Here is a 19,196-nt window from a genome sequence, read left to right on the forward strand (position 1 = left end):
CGATCGCCCACTCCACCGTGTACCAGCCGATGAACAAGTCGGTGCATGACTTCAAGATCAGCCCCTTCTCGCGGAACGCCTTCTATGGCGTAGCCAACCAGCCCTGATGCCGACGCCACCCCGGTCGTGAAACGACCGGGGTGCAGAAGAACGGCACGACCCGTACTTCATTTCTTTGCTTTTCCTGCCCGTGTTCCAGAACGGCGCTGCGCGCGTTCCGCCAGGAGCGCTCGCCTCGCCGTATTCGACCGCCGCGCCCAGGCGCGGGCGAAACCGGCGCAAACCTGGTGGGTAAAACAGGTGCCATGACAACAATAAAGGGAGCAATCAGGTGATGAGATACCAACGAGTGACCGGCGCGACGCTGGGATTGGCCTTGATGGCATCGGCCGCGCCAGGCTGGGCAGCGGACGAGCAGGCAACCCCGCCGACCCCGGACAATCCCAGCTACGCCGCCCAGGTGCAGAGCATCCCCAGCGTGGAGAAACCGATCAAGGGCCAGGCCGGCGCCAGCGGGCTGTTCGAGGGGCAGAGCCTGACCCTGACCACCCGCAACTTCTACTCGCGGGAAAACATGAAGGACAGCTTCACCTTCCGCATTCCCAAGGCCGGCGGCGGCTCCCAGCGCATCCACCAGCGCAACGCCTGGGTCCAGGGCACGGTGCTCAAGTACAGCTCGGGCTACACCCAGGGCAGCATCGGCTTCGGCTTCGACGTCGCAGCCTTCAACGAGATCGCCCTGGAGCGCGGCAAGGGCCGCATCGGCGGCGGCGGCAACCGGACCCTGGCGAACAGCGATGGCGAGGCGATCGGCGAGTGGTCCAAGCTGGGCGTCGCCAACATCCGCCTGCGCGCCTCGAATACCGAATTCAAGGCCGGTCGCTTCCTGGTCAACACTCCAGTGTTCAGCTATATCGACAACCGTGCCCTGCCCTCCAGCTTCACCGGCTTCGCCGTGACCAGCGAGGAGCTGGACAACCTCAGCCTGCAGGCCGGCAGCTTCCGCAAGGTCAGCCCGCGGACCGGTTCCGGCGACGAGGACATGACCACCGAGTACGGCACCCGCCAGGTCAAGGGCGACCGCCTGAACTACCTGGGCGGCAACTACAAGCCGCTCGACGGGCTGGAAATCTCCCTCTATGGCTCGCATTTCCAGGACGTCTGGAACCAGTACTACCTGGGCGTGACCCACGACATCGGCGACCTCGAGAACGGCATCGCCCTGCGCACCGCCTTCAACGGCTACCACACCGGCGACACCGGCGCGCGCGAGGCCGGCTACATCGACAACGACACCTGGAGCCTGGCCTTCACCCTCGGCCATCGCGCCCACGCCCTGACCCTGGCCTACCAGCAGGTCGACGGCAACGAATACTTCGACTACGTGCACGAGACCTCGGCGATCTTCCTGGCCAACTCGATGCTGGCCGACTACAACAGCCCCAACGAGAAGTCCGCGCAGATCCGCTACGAGACCGACTGGAGCTACTACGGGGTCCCCGGCCTGAGCACCGGCGTGTGGTACGTGAAGGGCTGGGACATCGACGGCACCCACTACGACGGCGATCGCAACGGTGCCTACGGCAACTACGCCGAGGTGCGCGCCCAGGACGGCGAGAAGCACCACGAGCTGGGCCTGATGGCGGCCTACAAGGTGCAGAACGGGCCGATCAAGGACAGCACCTTCAAGCTCACCTACATGATGCACAAGGCCAGCCAGAACCAGGTCGACGGCAGCGTCAACGAACTGCGCCTGGTCAGCACCTTCCCCTTCAACCTGCTGTAAACCTGCGACAACCGGCGGCCCCGGCGACGGGGCCCACGAGGAGGACCCCATGCTCCATCCGTTGCTCCGACACCTGCCCCTGGCCCTGGCGCTATGCGCCGCCGGCGCGGCCCAGGCGAAGAACCTGGTGGTCTGCACCGAGGCCAGCCCGGAAGGCTTCGATATCGTCCAGTACACCGGCGCGGTGACCGCCGACGCCTCCGCGGAAACCGTGTTCAACCGCCTGCTCGCCTTCCGCCCCGGCACCACCGAGGTGATCCCGGGGCTGGCCGAGCGCTGGGACGTCAGCGCCGACGGACTGAGCTATACCTTCCACCTGCGCCCCGGCGTGAAATTCCATACCACCGACTACTTCAAGCCGACCCGGAGCCTGAATGCCGATGATGTGCTGTGGACCTTCCAGCGCGCCCTCGATCCGAAGCATCCCTGGCATGCCTCGGCGCTGCGCGGCTACGCCTACTTCGACGCGATGGGCATGGGCGAGCTGATCAAGTCGGTGGAAAAGGTCGACGAGCTCACCGTGCGCTTCGTCCTCAACCGTCCCGAAGCGCCGTTCCTGCGCGATATGGCGATGCCCTTCGCGTCCATCTATTCCGCCGAGTACGGCGACCAGTTGCTCGCCGCCGGCAAGCAGGGCCAGCTGAACAACCAGCCGATCGGCACCGGGCCGTTCGTCTTCAAGCGCTACGCCAAGGACGCCCAGGTCCGCTATACGGCGAACCCGGACTACTACGCCGGCAAGCCGCCGATCGACAACCTGGTGTTCGCCATTACCCTCGATCCCAACGTGCGCATGCAGAAGGTCCGTGCCGGCGAGTGCCAGGTCTCGCTGTACCCGAAACCGGAGGACGTGCCGCGCCTGAAGCAGGACCCGAACCTGGCGGTGGACGAGATCGATGCCCTGCTGACCACCTACATTGCCATCAACACCCAGCACAAGCCGCTCGACGACCCGCGCGTGCGCCAGGCGATCAACCTCGCGCTGGACAAGAAGGCCATGCTCGACGCGGTGTTCGGCCCCGGCGCGGCCAGTCCGGCGGTCGGTCCCTATCCCCCGACCCTGCTCGGCTACAACCATTCGATCCAGGACTGGCCGCACGATCCCGAACGCGCCAGGGCGCTGCTCAAGGAAGCCGGCGCGGAAAATCTCAGGATCACCCTGTTCATTCGCAACGGCACCTCGCCTACCATCCCCAACCCCGCCCTGGCGGCACAGATGCTGCAGGCAGACCTGGCCAAGGCCGGCATCCAGCTGACCATCCGTTCCCTGGAATGGGGCGAGCTGCTCAAGCGTTCGAAGGCCGGCGAGCACGACCTGTCGCTGCTTGGCTGGGCCGGCGACAACGGCGACCCGGACAACTTCCTCAGCCCGAACCTGAGCTGCGCCGCCGCCGAGTCGGGTGAAAACCAGGCGCGCTGGTGCGACAAGGACTTCGAGGCGCTGATGCGCAAGGCCCGCGAGGTGAGCGATCCGGCCGAGCGGGCGAAACTGTACGAGCAGGCCCAGGTGGTATTCCACGAACAGGCCCCATGGATACCGCTGGCCTACCCGAAGCTGTTCAACGTCCGGCGGAACACGGTGCAGGGCTACGTGATCAATCCGTTGAGCAACAACAACTTCGCCACCACCTCGGTGAAGCCGTAGAAGAACAAGGACCACAGCCCCGCCGCCAGCGGGGCGCACGGTCCGCGATGAGGAGTTACCCGCCAACATGCTTAGTTTCATTGCACGACGATTGGGGTTGCTGATCCCCACCTTCTTCGGCGTGACGCTGCTCACCTTCGCGCTGATCCGCCTGATTCCCGGCGACCCGGTGGAAGTGATGATGGGCGAACGTCGCGTCGATCCGCAGATGCATGCCGAGGCCCTGCACCGCCTGGGCCTGGACAAGCCGTTGTACCAGCAGTACCTGGACTACGTGGGCAACCTGGCACAGGGCAATCTCGGCGAATCGCTGACCACCCGCGAAGGCGTCTGGCACGAATTCCTCACCCTGTTCCCGGCGACCCTGGAACTGTCCCTGGCCGCCATGCTCTTCGCCGGCACCTTCGGTCTGCTGGCCGGGGTGATCGCCGCCCTGAAACGCGGTTCGCTGTTCGACCACGGGGTGATGACGGTGTCCCTCGCCGGCTATTCGATGCCGATCTTCTGGTGGGGCCTGATCCTGATCATGCTGTTCTCCGTGTCGCTGGGCTGGACGCCGGTGTCCGGCCGTCTCGACCTGCTCTACGACATCGAGCCGAAGACCGGCTTCATGCTGATCGACACCCTGCTTTCCGACGAACAGGGCTCGTTCCTCGATGCCGTGCGCCACCTGATCCTGCCGGCCATCGTGCTGGGCACCATCCCGCTGGCGGTGATTGCCCGCATGACCCGCTCGGCGATGCTCGAGGTGCTGCGCGAAGACTATGTGCGCACCGCCCGCGCCAAGGGCCTGTCGCCGGCCCGGGTGGTCTTCGTGCACGCCCTGCGCAACGCGCTGATTCCGGTGCTGACGGTATTCGGCCTGCAGGTCGGCACGCTGCTCGCCGGCGCGGTGCTGACCGAAACCATCTTCTCCTGGCCGGGCATCGGCAAGTGGCTGATCGACGCCATCAGCCGTCGCGACTACCCGGTGGTGCAGAACGGCATCCTGCTGGTCGCCACCCTGGTCATCCTGGTCAATTTCGTCGTGGACATCCTCTACGGCCTGGCCAACCCGCGCATTCGCCACCAACGCTGAGGAGCCAGCCGATGAACGCCATGCACAACGCTCCCGCCAGCGACCCGAGCCTGGTCTACCCGTCCCCGCTGAAGGAATTCTGGCAGGCCTTCGCGCACAACAAGGGCGCCCTCGGCGGCCTGCTGTTCATGCTGCTGATCGTGTTCTGCGCGCTGTTCGCCCCCTGGGTCGCCCCCTACGATCCGAGCGAGCAGTTCCGGGACTTCCTGCTGACCCCGCCATCCTGGCTGGAAGGCGGCCAGGCGCGCTTCCTGCTCGGCACCGACGAGCTGGGCCGCGACCTGCTCTCGCGGCTGATCCACGGCGCCCGCCTGTCGCTGCTGATCGGCCTGTCCTCGGTGGTGATCTCGCTGATCCCCGGCATCCTCCTCGGCCTGCTCGCCGGCTTCTCGCCGAACCGTGCCGGGCCGCTGATCATGCGCCTGATGGACATCATGCTGGCGCTGCCGTCGCTGCTGCTGGCGGTGGCCATCGTGGCGATCCTCGGCCCGGGCCTGATCAACACCGTGATCGCCATCGCCATCGTCTCGCTGCCGGCCTACGTACGCCTGACCCGCGCCGCGGTGATGACCGAGCTAAACCGCGACTACGTCACCGCCTCGCGCCTGGCCGGCGCCGGCACCCTGCGACTGATGTTCGTCTGCGTGCTGCCGAACTGCATGGCGCCGCTGATCGTCCAGGCCACCCTGAGCTTCTCTTCGGCGATCCTCGACGCCGCCGCCCTCGGCTTCCTCGGCCTCGGCGTGCAACCGCCGACCCCCGAGTGGGGCACCATGCTCGCCTCCGCCCGCGACTACATCGAGCGCGCCTGGTGGGTGGTCAGCCTGCCCGGCCTGACCATCCTGCTCAGCGTACTGGCGATCAACCTGATGGGCGACGGCCTGCGCGACGCCCTCGATCCGAAACTGAAGAACGCGGCATGAGGAGCACAACCATGAACAGCGCATCCGTATCCGTGCCACAGGAGACCGCCGCATGAGCCTCCTCGATATCAAGAACCTCAGCGTACGCTTCGGCGACACCACCGCCGTGCCCGTGGTCGACGGCCTCGACCTGAGCGTCGACAAGGGCGAGGTGCTGGCCATCGTCGGCGAGTCCGGCTCCGGCAAGTCGGTGACCATGATGGCCCTGATGGGCCTGATCGACGCCCCCGGCTGGGTATCCGCCGATCACCTGCGCTTCGACGGCCACGACATGCTCACCCTCAAGGGCCGCCAGCGCCGGCGCATCGTCGGCAAGGACATGGCGATGGTCTTCCAGGACCCGATGACCGCCCTCAACCCCAGCTACACCGTCGGCTACCAGATCGAGGAAGTCCTCCGCCTGCATCTCGGCCTGCGCGGCAAGGCCCTGCGCCAGCGCGCCCTGGAACTGCTCGAACGGGTCGAGATCCCGGCCGCCGCCAGCCGTCTCGACGCCTACCCGCACCAGCTCTCCGGCGGCATGAGCCAGCGCGTGGCGATCGCCATGGCTATCGCCGCCGAGCCCAAGCTGCTGATCGCCGACGAGCCGACCACCGCCCTCGACGTGACCATCCAGGCGCAGATCATGGAGCTGCTGCTGAACCTGCAGCGCGACCAGGACATGGCGCTGATCCTGATCACCCACGATCTCGCCGTGGTCGCCGAGACCGCCCAGCGCGTCTGCGTGATGTACGCCGGCGAAGCGGTGGAGATCGGCGGCGTGCCGGCGCTGTTCGACCGCCCGACCCATCCCTACACCGAGGCGCTGATCAAGGCGATCCCCGAGCACTGTGCCGGCGAAGCCCGCCTGGCCACCCTGCCCGGCATCGTTCCGGGGCGCTACGACCGCCCGCGCGGTTGCCTGCTGTCGCCACGCTGCCCCTATGCCCAGGAGCATTGCCGCCAGGAGCGGCCGGCCCTGGAAGCGCACGAGCGCGGCGCGGTGCGCTGCTTCTATCCGTTGAACCTGCTGAACGAGGTGGCCTGATGGAAACCGTTCTGACCGCCCGTGATCTGACCCGTCACTACGAAGTCTCCCGCGGCCTGTTCAAGGGCCATGCCCAGGTGCGCGCGCTGAACGGCGTATCGTTCGAACTGGAAGCCGGCAAGACCCTCGCCGTGGTCGGCGAGTCCGGCTGCGGCAAGTCGACCCTGGCGCGCGCCCTGACCCTGATCGAGGAACCCACCTCCGGCTCGCTGAAAATCGCCGGGCAGGAGGTCAAGGGCGCCAGCAAGGACCAGCGCCGGCAGTTGCGCCGCGACGTGCAGATGGTCTTCCAGAACCCCTACGCCTCGCTCAATCCGCGACAGAAGATCGGCGACCAGTTGGCCGAGCCGCTGCTGATCAACACCGCGCTGTCGCGCGAGGAACGCCGCGAAAAGGTCCAGCAGATGATGCGCCAGGTCGGCCTGCGGCCGGAGCACTACCAGCGCTACCCGCACATGTTCTCCGGCGGCCAGCGCCAGCGCATCGCCCTGGCCCGGGCGATGATGCTGCAACCCAAGGTGCTGGTGGCGGACGAGCCGACCTCGGCCCTCGACGTGTCGATCCAGGCCCAGGTACTGAACCTGTTCATGGACCTGCAGCAGCAGTTCCGCACCGCCTACGTGTTCATCTCGCACAACCTGGCGGTGGTCCGCCACGTCGCCGACGATGTCCTGGTGATGTACCTCGGCCGACCGGCGGAGATGGGGCCGGCGGACAAGCTCTACGAGAACCCGCTGCATCCCTACACCCGCGCGCTGCTCTCCGCGACCCCGGCGATCCACCCGGACCCGACGAAGCCGAAGATCCGCATCCAGGGCGAACTGCCGAACCCGCTGCACCCGCCGGAGGGTTGCGCCTTCCACAAGCGCTGCCCCTACGCCACCGAGCGCTGCCGCAGCGAGGTGCCCGAGCTGCGCCTGCTCGACCAGCGCCAGGTGGCCTGTCACCACGCCGAGCAGTTCCTCGGCTGAGCGCCACGGGGCGCTCGCCGCCCCGCAGCCCTTCAGAGCTGGCGCAGCAGCGCCAGCCTTACCCCGAACCCTATCAACAACCCACCGAAGCCCCACTGCTGCAGGCGCTGTGCCCGCGGCCGGGACGCCAGCCAACGGCCCAGGCGGCCACCGACCAGGGCGTAGGCGCAGTCGAAGGCCAGGCCAACCAGAACCAAGACCGTACCGAGCGCGGCGAACTGGACGGCCAGCGAACCGGCCCCGGGGCTGACGAACTGCGGCAGCAGCACCGAACAGAACAGCAGGGCCTTGGGGTTCAGCAGGTTGGTCAGGAGTCCGCGCAGCAAGGCCCGGCGGTCGGCGTAAGGGACCACCGGCGCGGAGCCCGCGTCGCTGGTCGGCAAGGCCAGTCCGCCACCGCGCAGCATCTGCAGGCCAAGCCAGGCGAGGTAGGCGGCGCCGAGCAAGCGCACCAGGTCGAAGGTCCAGGGAGCGGTACGGAACAGCAGCGCCAGTCCAGTCGCGGCCATCAGCACATGGCAGGCCCGAGCCAGCGCCAGGCCGAGGGCGGTGACCAGCGCCGCGCGACGGCCCTGGCGGGCGCCGGTCTGGAACAGCAGGAGCATGTCTGGTCCGGGCACCAGGTAAACCACCGCCAGGGCAATCAGGAAAGCGCTCGTGTCCATCGTATCGGCTCCAGGAAGGTGACCCGGATAACGATTCTATGCCCGCAAGGCAGGGCAGGTGCTTGCGTTTTCCACCAGCCTATCCATTCTATTTGGCAGTAAATTCCACTCTCTGGAGACTATCCATCCGGATATGCCAAGATGAAACTCGACGCCTATGACCACCGCATCCTCGCCGCCCTCCAGCGCGACGGCCGCCTGAGCAACGTCCAGTTGGCCGAGGAGATCGGTCTCTCCCCGTCCCCCTGCCTGCGCCGCGTGCGCCTGCTGGAAGAGGCCGGGGTGATTCGCGGCTACCAGGCCAGCATCGACCGCGACGAGGTCGGCCTCGGCCTCACGGTGTTCGTCGGGATCAAGGTGGAACGCCACCGCCAGGAGCAGGCCGAGGCCTTCCACCGTGCGGTGGTCGACCTGCCGGAGGTGATCTCGGTGCACCTCGTCTCCGGCGAGTCGGACTTCCTCCTGCAAGTGGTGGTCCCCGACCTGCGCGCCTACGAACGCCTGCTCAGCGAGACCCTGCTGCGCCTGCCCGGGGTCAGCGACATTCGCAGCAACTTCGCGATCAAGACGGTCAAGGCGCCCTCGCCGCTGCCGCTCGGCCACCTGGCCGGCTGAGCGCTCAGCCGCGGAAGAAGCGGTAGAAGCGCAGCAGATCGGCCTGCTGCGTCGCCAGGTCGCTCTCGACGAAGGTTACCTCGCTATGCGCGGGGCTTTGCGCCAGGCGCGAGAGGTCCAGTGGATGGACGAAGCCCAGCAGCGGATAGCCGCCCATGCTCTGGCGGTCGGCCATCAGCACGATGGGTTGGCCATCGGGCGGAACCTGGATAGCGCCCTCCACCACGCCCTGCGACCAGGCGCGCGGCGCCCCGCGCAGTGGCTTGCCGGCCAGGCGGACACCCATGCGATCGGACCGCGGGCTGATTCGCCAGGCGCTGGCGAAGAAGGCTTGCCGGCTGGCTGCGTCGAAGGCCGCTGCATCGCCGCCGAACAGCACGCGCAAGGGCCGCTGCTGCCGGTAGTCCGGCTGGAAACGCCAGGGCACGCTGGCATCCCACGGACACGCCGCTCCCGCTTCGGCACACGGCAGGCAATCGCCCTCCGCCAGGATCCGGCCATCGCCCTGTAAACCGCCGAGCCCGTCGCGAACCTGGCAGGCGACGCTGCCCAGTACCGGCCTCGCCCGGAAACCGCCGGCGCAGGCCAGGTAGGCACGCTGCCCGGCCTCGGCGAAGCCCAGTTCGATGCGTTGCCCGCGGCGGACCCGGAAGCGACTCCAGGGCAGGCATTCGCGACCGTCCACCGTCAGCGCCAGGCGCGCTCCGGTCAACGCCAGCCAGGTCGCCTTCACCCTGCACTCCAGCACCAAGCCGCCGAAAGCGATTTCCAGCAACGGCGTCCCCCAGGGATTACCGAGCAGACGATTGGCCCAGGCTGCCGCCTGGCGGTCCAGAGGGCCGCCCGGGGATACGCCGAGGTGCTGCCAGCCGCGCCGGCCGTCGTCCTGCAGCAGGCTCTGCGGACCCGCCTTGACGACCCGCAAACCATTCATTCGCGCCCGCCCAGGTCGAGGAAAGCCTCGCGCCCGATGGCGACGAAGCGCACCCGGTCGCCCAGCGCCAGTGGGCACGGAGGAGTGACGGCCGGATCGAACGGACGCCACGGACTGCGTCCCAGCAGGTGCCAGCCGCCGGGCGAGGCCTGCGGATAGATCGCCGTCTGCGCCTCGGCAATGGCCAGGCTGCCGGCCGGTACACGCGCCCGCGGGGTGGCCCGCCGCGGCAGGACCAGGCGCGGATCGAGGCCGCCGAGGTAGGCGAATCCCGGAGCGAAACCGATCGCGCCGACCCGGTATTCGGCCGCGCTGTGCAGTTCGATCACCCCTTCGCCAGTCAATCCGCAGGCAACCGCTACCGTCGCGAGGTCCTCGCCGGCGTACCAGACGGGAATTTCGTGCAGGCGCCCGGCATCCTCGGCGGGACGCCAGGCGTGCCACTCCGCCAGCAGCGGACCCAGGCGTTCTTCCAGTATCTGCGGGGCGATGCGGTAGGGGTCGTAATGCAGCATCAGGGTGGTCCAGCCCGGCACCAGATCCCTGACGCCTTCGCCGAGCCCCTCGCGCAGACGTCTGGCCAGCTCGGCCAGGCGCACAGACAGGTCCACTTCGGGCTCTTCGGCGAGCGTCAGCAGCAGGGCTTCGGCACCAGCGGGTTCGATGCGGATCACAGGCTGTCCAGGGCCGCGCGCAGGCGCCGGAGGACCGCCAGCGACTGCGGGTTGTCGCCATGCACGCAAAGACTGTCGGCGGTCAGGCGCAGCGGGTTGCCGTCGTAGTCGGGGAAGGCTTCGCCGCGGGCGATGGCCAGGGCCTGTTCGATGATCCGCTGCGGATCGTGATGCACCGCGCCGCCAAGCCGCCGCGGCGCCAGCCGGCCGTCCGGCAGGTAGGCGCGATCGGCGAAGGCCTCGAACAGCAGCGGCACGTCGGCCTCGTCGGCCAGTTCCAGCTCGCGGCCGTTGTCGGCCAGGGCCAGCACCATCAGCGGCAGGCCCTTGCGATAGGCGGCGCAGGCGTCGAGCACGGCGCGCAGCAGCTCATCGTCGCCGACCAGGTCGTTGTACAGCGCGCCATGCGGCTTGACATAGGCCACCTGGGCGCCGAGGGAACGGCAGAAAGCGTCCAGCGCGCCGATCTGGTACAGCACCATGGCATGCACCTCTTCGGCAGAGCAGGCCAGCGAGCGCCGGCCGAAGCCGCTCAGGTCGGGATAGGCCGGGTGCGCGCCGATGCTCACGCCATGGCGTACCGCCAGCTCCACCGCGCGCCGCATGGTGAGCGGGTCGCCAGCGTGGAAGCCGCAAGCCAGGTTGGCCTGGTCAACCAGCGGCATGCTGTGGACATCGTCGCCCATGCGCCAGGCGCCAAAGCTTTCGCCCATGTCGCAGTTGAGCAGGATACGCCGGCCGGTGTCGTTCATTGTGCGCTCCTTTCGAGGCCAGGATTACGGAAAAATGAGCGCAGTGCTGGCGAATTAGCGTCAGGTAGCATACTCAGGCACTGAGAACAGGAGTAAATTCTCCTCTTTTGCACCGACGACCTTGCATTCATGAAAGTTCTCATCCTGGCGGCCTATGCGCTGAGCATCCTCTATGTCCATTTTCGCGGCCGGGTACGCCACAAGCTGTCGCGCCAATTGAGCGACCACTCCAGCTTCCTCGCTCCGATCAACTGCCTGATGTACCTGTTCTCGAAGGTACCGAACCGCCCCTACCTGGCACCGCAGACCTTCCCCGAACTGCAGGTTCTGGTCGACAACTGGCAAGCCATCCGCAGCGAGGCGCTGCACCTGCACGGCGCCGGCAACATCAAGCGTTCCGAACAGTACGACGATATCGGTTTCAACTCGTTCTTCAAGAGCGGCTGGAAGCGCTTCTACCTGAAATGGTACGACGAGGCCCATCCCTCCGCCGGACAACTCTGCCCGCAGACCACCGCCCTGTTGCGGCAGATTCCCTCGGTCAAGGCGGCGATGTTCGCCGAACTGCCGCCGGGCTCGAAGCTGGTGCGACACCGCGATCCCTACGCCGGCTCGCTGCGCTTCCACCTGGGACTGTTCACCCCCAACGACCCGGCCTGCTTCATCGAGGTGGACGGCGAGCGCTACCACTGGCGCGACGGCGAGGCGGTGGTGTTCGATGAAACCTTCATCCACTACGCGGAAAACGCCACCGAACACAACCGCATCATTCTCTTCTGCGACATCGAGCGGCCGCTGACCCAGGGCTGGGCCACCGCCTTCAACCGCTGGTTCAGCCGCAACGTGATGGCTGCCGCGGCCGCCCCGAACAACGCAGGCGACCGGACCGGCGGACTCAATCGGATCTTCGACAGCCTCTACAAGATCCGCCTGCAGGGCAAACGTTTGAAGAAGCGCAACCGCAAGCTCTACTACCTGCAGAAATGGGGCTTCTTCGCCCTGGTACTGGCTTTCATCCTGTGGATCTGAGGCCCGGCGACGCAACGCCCCGATAGCTCCGTGGGGCGTATGACACCAACGGCGTCATCCGCCGATACCTCGCCGAAATGGCGGATAACCGCTCTGCGGTTATCCGCCCTACGCCACGGACAACGCGAAGTCCCGATAGCTCCGTAGGGCGCATGACGCCAACGGCGTCATCCGCCGACACCCCGCCGAAATGGCGGATAACCGCTCTGCGGTTATTCGCCCTACACCCCGCAAAGCCCAGCAGTCCCGGCAGTTGGCAACGAAAAGGCTCCCTTGGGAGCCTTTTTCATTCATCCGTTCAGTACACGTCGCGTCGGTAACGTCCTTCGTCGGCCAGGCGTTGCAAGGCCTCCTCACCGAGCACTTCGCGCAGCACCCGGTCGACACCGCCGGCCATGCCCTGCAGGCTGCCGCAGACGTACAAGGCCGCACCCTCGTCAATCCAGCGCCGCAGTTCATCCGCCGCTTCATGCAGGCGGTCCTGGACATAGATCTTCTCCGCCTGGTCGCGGGAGAAGGCCAGGTCCAGGCGTTGCAGCTCACCCCTGGCCAGGGCTTGCTCCAGCTCCGCACGACAGTAGTAGTCGTGGGCGAAATTGCGTTCGCCGAACAGCAGCCAGTTGCGCTTGCGCCCGGCGGCAATGCTGGCGCGCAACAGGCTGCGCAGGCCGGCGAGCCCGGTACCGTTGCCGATGAGGATCAGCGGCACGTCATCCTCCGGCAGGTGGAAGCCCGCGTTGCGGCGCAGGCGCAGGGTCAGCGCGGCGCCGAGCGGCAGGTACTCGGTGAGCCAGCCGGAGCAGATGCCCAGGCTGCCGTCGGCATGCTGCTCCTGGCGTACGATCAGTTGCAGGTCGCCATCGCTCTGCAGCGACGCGATGGAGTACTGGCGCACGGAAAGCGGAATCAGCGCATCCAGCAGCGCCTGCGGGTGCAAGCCGACCAGGTGTTCGAAAGAGTCCGGCAGCAAGCGCCCAGCCAGGGCCTGCTCCAGGCTCTGCTCGACGCCCTCGACCGCCACCCGCGCCTGGCCGTCCAGGTTATGCCGCTGCAGCCATTCGCGGATGCGCGCGGGCGCCTGGTGCGGGACGATCTCCAGCAGATCGCCGGCGCGCCATTGGATGGCGCTGTCGGTCGGCGCACGCAGGTCCAGCAGCCAGGTCGACTCGCCCTGGCTGCCAGGATTCAGGCACTCCCGCCGCGCCAGCGACCAGACCTCGAAGGCCGGCGCTTCCCAGGCCGCCGGGGCGGCACCGCCGGTCACCTCGGCCAGGCTTTCCTGCCATTGGCGCAGGGCCGCGGCGTCGCCATCATCGACCTCCACCGGGGCGAACAGGCTCCGCGCGCCCTGCCCCTGCAACCAGCCCTGCATGCGCCGGGCGAAGCCGCAGAACTGCTCGTACTGGCGATCTCCCAAGGCCAGCAGGGCGTAGCTCAGGCCATCGAGGCTGGCGGCCTGGCCAAGCACCTTGCGTTCGAAGCCGCGGGCGCTGTCCGGCGCCTCACCGTCGCCGAAGGTGCTGACCACGAACAGCGCCTTGCGCGCCTCGGCGAGTTGCCCGGCATCCAGGCGCGCCAGCGATTCGACCCGCACCGGCAACCCGGCCGCCTGCAACTGGCCGGCGCTCTGCCAGGCCAGTTGCTCGGCAAAACCGCTCTGGCTGGCGTAGCCGATCAACCAGGGCTCGCCGCTGGCGCCGGCGCTGCCGCCCAGGTCGGCGCGGCTCGCCCGTACCGCGCGTTTCTTGCGCCGGCGGTCGAGGTAGAGCAGCCAGCCGGTGATGAAGAACAGCGGCATCGCCAGGCTGGCGAGCATCATCAGGATGCGTCCGGCCATGCCGAAATAGCTGCCTACGTGCAATGCATAGACGCTGGCCAGCAACTGGCTGCCGAAAGAACGGTCGCTATAGCGCTGGTCGCTTTTCACCTGGCCGTTGGCCGGGTCCAGGGTCAGGGTGTTGAAGGCACGCTCGTGCGGCGCGTCGGTCAGACGATAGAACACTGTCGCCGGCTGGCCGCCCGCCGGCGGCAGGCGCAGGTTGTAGGCCTGCAAGCGGTCGCCGCCGGCCTGGCGGATGCTGTTCCATACCGCCGCGTAGTCGACCACCAGCGGAGCCGCATCGGCCGGGCGCTCGCCACGTCCGCCCGGCTTGCCGCGCTGCGCCTGCTGGCCGGCGGGCGCGTCGTCGAGCAGTTTGAACAGGCCGTTGCGGTACCACTCGTAGGACCAGTACAGGCCGGTCAGCGCAGCCAGCAGGTAGAGCGCCAGGCACCAGGTGCCGGCCACGGCATGCAGGTCCCAGTTGAAACTGCGCCCCTTGCGCGACCAGTCGAGGGTCAGCCAGGCGCGCCAGTCGAAAACCTTGCGCGGCCAGCGCAGGTAGAGACCGGACAGGCAGAAGAAGATCAGGATCAGGGTGCAGACGGCGGTGACCTGCTTGCCGTACTCGCCCATGGCGAGGAACCGGTGCAGTTGCATCATCAGGTTGAAGAAACCCTCGCCGCGCGGCTCGCCGACGAAAGCCCCGGTGTAGGGATCGATCCAGCGCGACTCGCCGCGGCGCTGTCCCGGCGGCGGGGTATAGAAGATCCGCCCGGCCTTGTCGCTGTCCATCTCGACCCAGACGAAGGCCACTTTCCGCCCCGGCTCGGCACCTTCGATACGGCGCACCAGTTCGTCCAGCGGCAGCACACCCTCGGAGCGCTTCTGCACCACCAGCACGTCAGGGTTGAGCGCGCGCATCAGCTCGTCCTGGAACGACAGGGTCGCTCCGGTGACGCCCATCAGCGCCAGCACCAGGCCGGCGCTGATACCGAAGAACCAATGCAACTGGAACCAGACTTTCTTCACAGGATCACCTTCACGGCCGCCGCGCGGCAACAACGGGACTACGCCGACGCCAAGCGCCGGCCAGACGACACGAGGACGTCGGCGGGCAATTCTATTTGATAATCAGTTGCGATAAAGCCGAATTAACGTTCTTTACGCTCTATTTACCCACCTGGATGCGGGAAAGCCCCATCCCGTAGAGGGAATGGGGCTTTCGTGGGGAGCGAGAGCGGCTGTCAGAAGTGGAAGTTGGTGCTGAACAGTATCGTCCTTCCAGCGGCCTGGGACGCATAGTGCGCCGCATAGGCTTTGTCGAAGTACTTCTTGTCGAACACATTCTGCACGTTCAACTGGAAATCGACGTTCTTGCTCAGTTTGTAGCTGGCCATTGCGTCATAGCGCCAGTAATCGGGGACATAGACGGTATTGCCAACGTCGCCATAGACCTTGTCGACATAGAAAGCCCCGCCGCCGATGGTGGTCTTCGGGAAGATGTCATAGGTGGTCCAGAGACTGAAGCTGTTCTTCGGCGTATTTGGCATCTCGTTGCCGTTGTTGGAAGCCGCCGATGCGTTCACATTGCCGTTACGCCCAGCCTTACCGGCATCGACCAACTCGCTGTCCAGGTAGCTGTAGCCCGCGAACACCTTCCACTTCTCGGTCAGCTTGCCGCTGGCGCTCAACTCCACGCCGTCGACGCGGGATTGTCCGGCGTTGTCGTAGGTCTGGTTGGCGACCAGGATGCGGGTATTGTCCTTGTCGGTGCGGAAGATCGCGGCACTCAGCTCCAGCCGCTCGTTGAAGAAAGCCCACTTGGTACCAAGCTCGTAGTTCGTGGTTTCTTCCGGCTCAAGGTTGTTGCTGATGGCGAACCCGTCGACAGCATTCGAGGTATCCCCATTATCGAGCATGCTACCCGGCGGCGTAGCCGAAGTGGCGTAGGACGCATAGATGCTGCCGTTGGGTACAGGCTTCCACACCAAGCCTGCCTGCCAGTTCCAGAAGCTCGACTTGTCGCTGAGTTTGGTAGCGGGTCTTACACCGTGGTTCTTCGCCGTAGTTTCGAAACTATCGAAGCGCGCGCCAATATTGACCTGCCACTGCTCGTTCAGGTCGATGGTGTCGAACGCATATATTGCCTTGGTGGTGCCGACCGTATTCAGCGGCGCATATTTCCGGGTAATACTGCCATTCCATGGATCGTGCGGATTGGGATTTTCCAGACTAGTGCAGTTATAGCCGCTAGGCGCCCCGATCAGCGATGGATTGCACTTGTTGCTGCCCAGGCCGGTATTGGTATCGACGGTATACCCATCGCGCTTGCTGTCTTCTCGGCTGAACTCCAGGCCGGTGCTGAAGCTGTTCTTGAAGCCACCCAGGTAGAACTCTCCAAACAGGTCAGTCTGGTTGACTGCTGTGGTGGTGGTACTTACCCGATTGTTCTGGCGGCGCCAGACCGAGCCATTGTTGATGTTGCCCTGGCTGTCATCCGGTTGTGTCCACAGATAGTCCTGATGACTGTTGCCGTAACGCGAGGTATTGCGAATAGTGAGGCTGTCAGTCAGATCATGCTCAACGGTGATGGTACTGGTATCGATGCGGCTCTTCTGGAAATCGCGCCCCGTCAGCCCATAGAAATTGCCTCGATCGACATTCACCGGTTTGTCCGGATTGTGCTTGCTGCGATCGCTACTCTTGGCATAGGGAATGCCCGAATCCGGGGTATCGTCACTTTCCAGGTGATAATGGCTGACGGTCACTCGGGTCGGCGAGCCAAGACCGAAGGTGAGCGACGGCGCTACGCCCCAGCGACTGACATCGACTTCATCGCGGCCCGCGACATTGGCATCGTGCTTGAGAAGATTCAGCCGGAATGCCGCATTGCCATCGAGGAATTCCTGGTTGAGGTCCAGGGTGTAGCGGCGAGTCTGGTCAGAACCATAGGTGAAGCCTCCATCGATGAAGTTCCCAGCCTTGGCCTGCTTGCTGACGAGATTGAGGCTGCCGCCGGCCGAGCCCCGTCCTCCGAATGCCGAGTTAGGGCCCTTGCTGACCTCGATCTGCTCAAGGTTGAAGATCTCGCGGGTCTGTGCACCAGTATCGCGTACACCATCGACGTAAGTATCGCTTTGCGCATCGAAGCCGCGAATGAATGGCCGGTCACCGGTGGGATTGCCGCCCTCGCCCGCGCCAAAGGTAATACCTGGAACGGTACGCAGTGCATCCTGGAGAGACACGGCGGCGGTATCCTTGATCACCTGCTTTGGTACTACCGTGACGGAGCGCGGCGTATCCAAGAGCGGCGCGGTGTACTTCTTCGACGCCGAGCGGTCGACGTTGTAGGTGGTTTCGTCCTGCTGCTCGCCGACGATGGTGGCCGCATCCAGCGACAGTACGCGGTCCTTGTCGGTCTTTTTCTGCCCGGCCTCGTCGGCGTGGGCTGCCTGCGGTGCGGCGATGGCGGTGATGGCCACACCGATGGCCGAAGCCAGCAGACGTTGCGAAGAAACGGCGGTATCCGTGGACTGACGCGACATTCGAAACCCCTCCCCGGGAGCTGTGAAGGTCGCGGAATTTATTGCAGATCAGAATTGTTATCAATTATTACGGATTCGCATTCGACAGGAATTTACATTCTTTACAATTTTCTCATTACATTTTTTCCCATCTCGCTCGTCTGGAACATTTGGCGGTTTTACATGGCCAATGCAAATCAATATCATTGGCAATCATTTCGCCTTCATGGACAGCGCCATGTTGCTGCATATTCCCGCCATCTTCACCGCCGAGGAAGTCTCCCGGATCCGCGCAGCCCTGGAGCAGGCGGAATGGGCCGACGGCAAGGCGACCGCCGGCTACCAATCGGCCAAGGCCAAGCACAACCTGCAACTGCCGCAGGACCACCCGCTGGCCCGGGAGATCGGCGAAGCCATGCTGCAGCGCCTGTGGAACCATCCCCTGTTCATGTCCGCCGCCCTGCCGCTCAAGGTCTTCCCGCCGCTGTTCAACTGCTATACCGGCGGGGGCTCGTTCGACTTCCACATCGACAACGCCGTGCGCGACATCCATGGCGGCCGCGAGCGGGTCCGTACCGACCTGTCCTCGACCCTCTTCTTCAGCGACCCGGAGGACTATGACGGCGGCGAACTGGTGATCCAGGACACCTACGGCCTGCAACAGGTGAAGCTGCCCGCCGGCGATCTGGTGCTCTACCCCGGCACCAGCCTGCACAAGGTCAATCCGGTCACCCGCGGCGCGCGCTACGCCTCGTTCTTCTGGACCCAGAGCCTGGTCCGCGAAGACAGCCAGCGCACCCTGCTATTCGAAATGGACCAGTCGATCCAGCGACTCACCCGCGACGTCCCCGACCACCCCTCGCTGATCCGCCTCACCGGTACCTACCACAATCTCCTGCGGCGCTGGTCGGAACTCTGAACATGCGCCACCTGCTGCTTCGTCACGAAGCGCTGGACGCCGAAGGTTTCGCCGCACAACTGGCCGGTACCCCGGGCGAGGTTGCCCAGGCCATCCTCGGCGCTGCGCGCGAGGGCCTGACGGAAGCCCAGGCCCTGCTCGGACAGATCCTTCTGGACGGCCAAGGCATCCAGCGCGACCCGAGCCTGGCGCGGACCTGGTTCACGATCGCCGCCGAACGCGGCCACGCAATGGCGCGCAATATGCTCGCTCGCTGTCTTGAACATGGCTGGGGCGGCCCGGCGGATCCAGCCGCGGCAGCCGTCCACTATCGGATCGCCGCCCAGGCCGGCCTTGACTGGGCCCGCTACAACCTGGCCAATCTCCACGCCACCGGCCGCGGCGTGCCCCAGGACCAGCCGCGCGCCTATGCGCTGTATCGGCAAGCGGCCGAGCAGGGCCACGCCAAATCGATGAACCTGGTGGGGCGCTACCACGAAGAAGGCCTGGTGGTCGCTCGCGACCTGGCGCAAGCTGCGCACTGGTATCGACGTTCCGCCGAGGGCGGCGATTTTCGCGGCCAGTTCAGCCACGCCGCGATGCTCAGCGCCTCGGGCCGCCATGCCGAAGCCGAAACCTGGCTCCGGCGTGCCCTCGAAGGCGGCAACCTGAACTTCCTGCGCAGTGCCCGCCATGGCCTGGAGCAGTCGGCCCACCCGCCATTCCGCAGCCTGGCGCTGGCCTACTACCGACGCGCGGCGCAGTTGGGCGACGACACCGATCGAGAGGCTCTGGAACAGGCGCTCGAACGTCACGGGTACGCACGACTGCCCGTCTGACGAACAACGCCCAA

The 19,196-nt window shown here is 66.0% G+C and carries 16 protein-coding genes and 1 pseudogene; 11 read left to right on the forward strand and 6 right to left on the reverse strand.

Annotated elements, in window-relative coordinates:
* From HMPREF3014_RS35445 to HMPREF3014_RS23485, 7 genes and pseudogenes are all read left to right on the forward strand, one after another.
* Nucleotides 1-107, forward strand: a pseudogene (locus tag HMPREF3014_RS35445) (peptide ABC transporter substrate-binding protein); the annotation flags it as partial.
* A gap of 224 nt (nt 108-331) precedes the next feature.
* Complete coding sequence (locus HMPREF3014_RS23460; protein WP_003120938.1) at nt 332-1,786, forward strand: OprD family outer membrane porin; 1,455 nt, start codon at nt 332-334, stop codon at nt 1,784-1,786.
* A gap of 49 nt (nt 1,787-1,835) precedes the next feature.
* Nucleotides 1,836-3,431: an ABC transporter substrate-binding protein gene (locus tag HMPREF3014_RS23465; RefSeq protein ID WP_003094445.1), complete on the forward strand. Its 1,596-nt coding sequence runs from the start codon at nt 1,836-1,838 to the stop codon at nt 3,429-3,431.
* Between the two features lie 67 nt (nt 3,432-3,498).
* Nucleotides 3,499-4,509 carry an ABC transporter permease subunit gene (locus HMPREF3014_RS23470; RefSeq protein WP_003105448.1) on the forward strand — a complete coding sequence of 337 codons (1,011 nt, stop codon included), beginning with the start codon at nt 3,499-3,501 and terminating at the stop codon, nt 4,507-4,509.
* Between the two features lie 11 nt (nt 4,510-4,520).
* The gene (locus HMPREF3014_RS23475; protein ID WP_003105451.1) at nt 4,521-5,432 is read left to right on the forward strand and encodes an ABC transporter permease subunit; all 912 of its coding nucleotides are present in this window, start codon (nt 4,521-4,523) and stop codon (nt 5,430-5,432) included.
* A gap of 52 nt (nt 5,433-5,484) precedes the next feature.
* A complete protein-coding gene (locus HMPREF3014_RS23480) occupies nt 5,485-6,459 on the forward strand; it encodes an ABC transporter ATP-binding protein (RefSeq protein WP_003094451.1) in 975 nt (324 codons plus the stop codon).
* Nucleotides 6,459-7,430, forward strand: a complete 972-nt coding sequence (locus tag HMPREF3014_RS23485; protein WP_003110330.1) for a peptide ABC transporter ATP-binding protein — start codon at nt 6,459-6,461, stop codon at nt 7,428-7,430. Before HMPREF3014_RS23480 ends, HMPREF3014_RS23485 begins: the two co-directional genes overlap by 1 nt.
* Nucleotides 7,431-7,462: 32 nt before the next feature.
* Here HMPREF3014_RS23485 and HMPREF3014_RS23490 read toward each other — a convergent pair whose 3' ends face one another.
* Nucleotides 7,463-8,095 (reverse strand): LysE family translocator, encoded by a 633-nt coding sequence (locus HMPREF3014_RS23490; protein ID WP_003161745.1) that lies wholly within the window; start codon nt 8,093-8,095, stop codon nt 7,463-7,465.
* Nucleotides 8,096-8,236: 141 nt separating this feature from the next.
* Here HMPREF3014_RS23490 and HMPREF3014_RS23495 point away from each other — a divergent pair, with 141 nt between their 5' ends.
* Nucleotides 8,237-8,710, forward strand: coding sequence for an Lrp/AsnC family transcriptional regulator (locus HMPREF3014_RS23495; protein ID WP_003094456.1), 474 nt, complete (start codon nt 8,237-8,239; stop codon nt 8,708-8,710).
* Between the two features lie 4 nt (nt 8,711-8,714).
* Here the strand turns inward: HMPREF3014_RS23495 and HMPREF3014_RS23500 are convergent, their stop codons facing one another.
* The 3 genes from HMPREF3014_RS23500 to HMPREF3014_RS23510 are packed head-to-tail and all read right to left on the reverse strand — an operon-like array spanning nt 8,715 to nt 11,070.
* Nucleotides 8,715-9,644, reverse strand: coding sequence for a 5-oxoprolinase subunit C family protein (locus HMPREF3014_RS23500; RefSeq protein WP_009875885.1), 930 nt, complete (start codon nt 9,642-9,644; stop codon nt 8,715-8,717).
* Nucleotides 9,641-10,318, reverse strand: coding sequence for a 5-oxoprolinase subunit PxpB (gene pxpB, locus HMPREF3014_RS23505; RefSeq protein ID WP_003161747.1), 678 nt, complete (start codon nt 10,316-10,318; stop codon nt 9,641-9,643). Before pxpB ends, HMPREF3014_RS23500 begins: the two co-directional genes overlap by 4 nt.
* A complete protein-coding gene (locus tag HMPREF3014_RS23510) occupies nt 10,315-11,070 on the reverse strand; it encodes a 5-oxoprolinase subunit PxpA (protein ID WP_003120940.1) in 756 nt (251 codons plus the stop codon). The genes pxpB and HMPREF3014_RS23510 overlap by 4 nt, the downstream gene beginning before the upstream one ends.
* A gap of 129 nt (nt 11,071-11,199) precedes the next feature.
* Between HMPREF3014_RS23510 and lpxO the strand changes: the two genes are divergently transcribed.
* On the forward strand, nt 11,200-12,099 hold the full coding sequence (lpxO, locus tag HMPREF3014_RS23515) for a lipid A hydroxylase LpxO (protein ID WP_003134871.1): 900 nt from the start codon (nt 11,200-11,202) through the stop codon (nt 12,097-12,099).
* 298 nt (nt 12,100-12,397) lie between these two features.
* Here lpxO and HMPREF3014_RS23520 read toward each other — a convergent pair whose 3' ends face one another.
* Both HMPREF3014_RS23520 and piuD read right to left on the reverse strand, forming a co-directional pair.
* The gene (locus HMPREF3014_RS23520) at nt 12,398-14,950 is read right to left on the reverse strand and encodes a PepSY domain-containing protein (protein WP_023087803.1); all 2,553 of its coding nucleotides are present in this window, start codon (nt 14,948-14,950) and stop codon (nt 12,398-12,400) included.
* 215 nt (nt 14,951-15,165) lie between these two features.
* Nucleotides 15,166-17,466, reverse strand: coding sequence for a TonB-dependent siderophore receptor PiuD (gene piuD, locus HMPREF3014_RS23525; protein ID WP_003104896.1), 2,301 nt, complete (start codon nt 17,464-17,466; stop codon nt 15,166-15,168).
* A gap of 217 nt (nt 17,467-17,683) precedes the next feature.
* Between piuD and HMPREF3014_RS23530 the strand changes: the two genes are divergently transcribed.
* The gene (locus HMPREF3014_RS23530; protein ID WP_003145945.1) at nt 17,684-18,364 is read left to right on the forward strand and encodes a Fe2+-dependent dioxygenase; all 681 of its coding nucleotides are present in this window, start codon (nt 17,684-17,686) and stop codon (nt 18,362-18,364) included.
* A 2-nt stretch (nt 18,365-18,366) separates the two neighbouring features.
* A complete protein-coding gene (locus HMPREF3014_RS23535; RefSeq protein ID WP_003145947.1) occupies nt 18,367-19,182 on the forward strand; it encodes a tetratricopeptide repeat protein in 816 nt (271 codons plus the stop codon).
* Nucleotides 19,183-19,196: the final 14 nt, after the last annotated feature.

It is taken from the genome of Pseudomonas sp. HMSC065H01 (genome assembly GCF_001815235.1).
GTDB lineage: Bacteria > Pseudomonadota > Gammaproteobacteria > Pseudomonadales > Pseudomonadaceae > Pseudomonas > Pseudomonas aeruginosa.

Coding starts and splice junctions, on each gene's coding strand:
- HMPREF3014_RS23465 (WP_003094445.1), top strand. CDS start 1,836: ATGCTCCATCCGTTGCTCCGACACCTGCCCCTGGCCCTGGCGCTATGC.
- HMPREF3014_RS23470 (WP_003105448.1), top strand. CDS start 3,499: ATGCTTAGTTTCATTGCACGACGATTGGGGTTGCTGATCCCCACCTTC.
- HMPREF3014_RS23475 (WP_003105451.1), top strand. CDS start 4,521: ATGAACGCCATGCACAACGCTCCCGCCAGCGACCCGAGCCTGGTCTAC.
- HMPREF3014_RS23480 (WP_003094451.1), top strand. CDS start 5,485: ATGAGCCTCCTCGATATCAAGAACCTCAGCGTACGCTTCGGCGACACC.
- HMPREF3014_RS23485 (WP_003110330.1), top strand. CDS start 6,459: ATGGAAACCGTTCTGACCGCCCGTGATCTGACCCGTCACTACGAAGTC.
- HMPREF3014_RS23490 (WP_003161745.1), bottom strand. CDS start 8,095: ATGGACACGAGCGCTTTCCTGATTGCCCTGGCGGTGGTTTACCTGGTG.
- HMPREF3014_RS23495 (WP_003094456.1), top strand. CDS start 8,237: ATGAAACTCGACGCCTATGACCACCGCATCCTCGCCGCCCTCCAGCGC.
- HMPREF3014_RS23500 (WP_009875885.1), bottom strand. CDS start 9,644: ATGAATGGTTTGCGGGTCGTCAAGGCGGGTCCGCAGAGCCTGCTGCAG.
- HMPREF3014_RS23510 (WP_003120940.1), bottom strand. CDS start 11,070: ATGAACGACACCGGCCGGCGTATCCTGCTCAACTGCGACATGGGCGAA.
- lpxO (WP_003134871.1), top strand. CDS start 11,200: ATGAAAGTTCTCATCCTGGCGGCCTATGCGCTGAGCATCCTCTATGTC.
- piuD (WP_003104896.1), bottom strand. CDS start 17,466: ATGTCGCGTCAGTCCACGGATACCGCCGTTTCTTCGCAACGTCTGCTG.
- HMPREF3014_RS23530 (WP_003145945.1), top strand. CDS start 17,684: ATGTTGCTGCATATTCCCGCCATCTTCACCGCCGAGGAAGTCTCCCGG.
- HMPREF3014_RS23535 (WP_003145947.1), top strand. CDS start 18,367: ATGCGCCACCTGCTGCTTCGTCACGAAGCGCTGGACGCCGAAGGTTTC.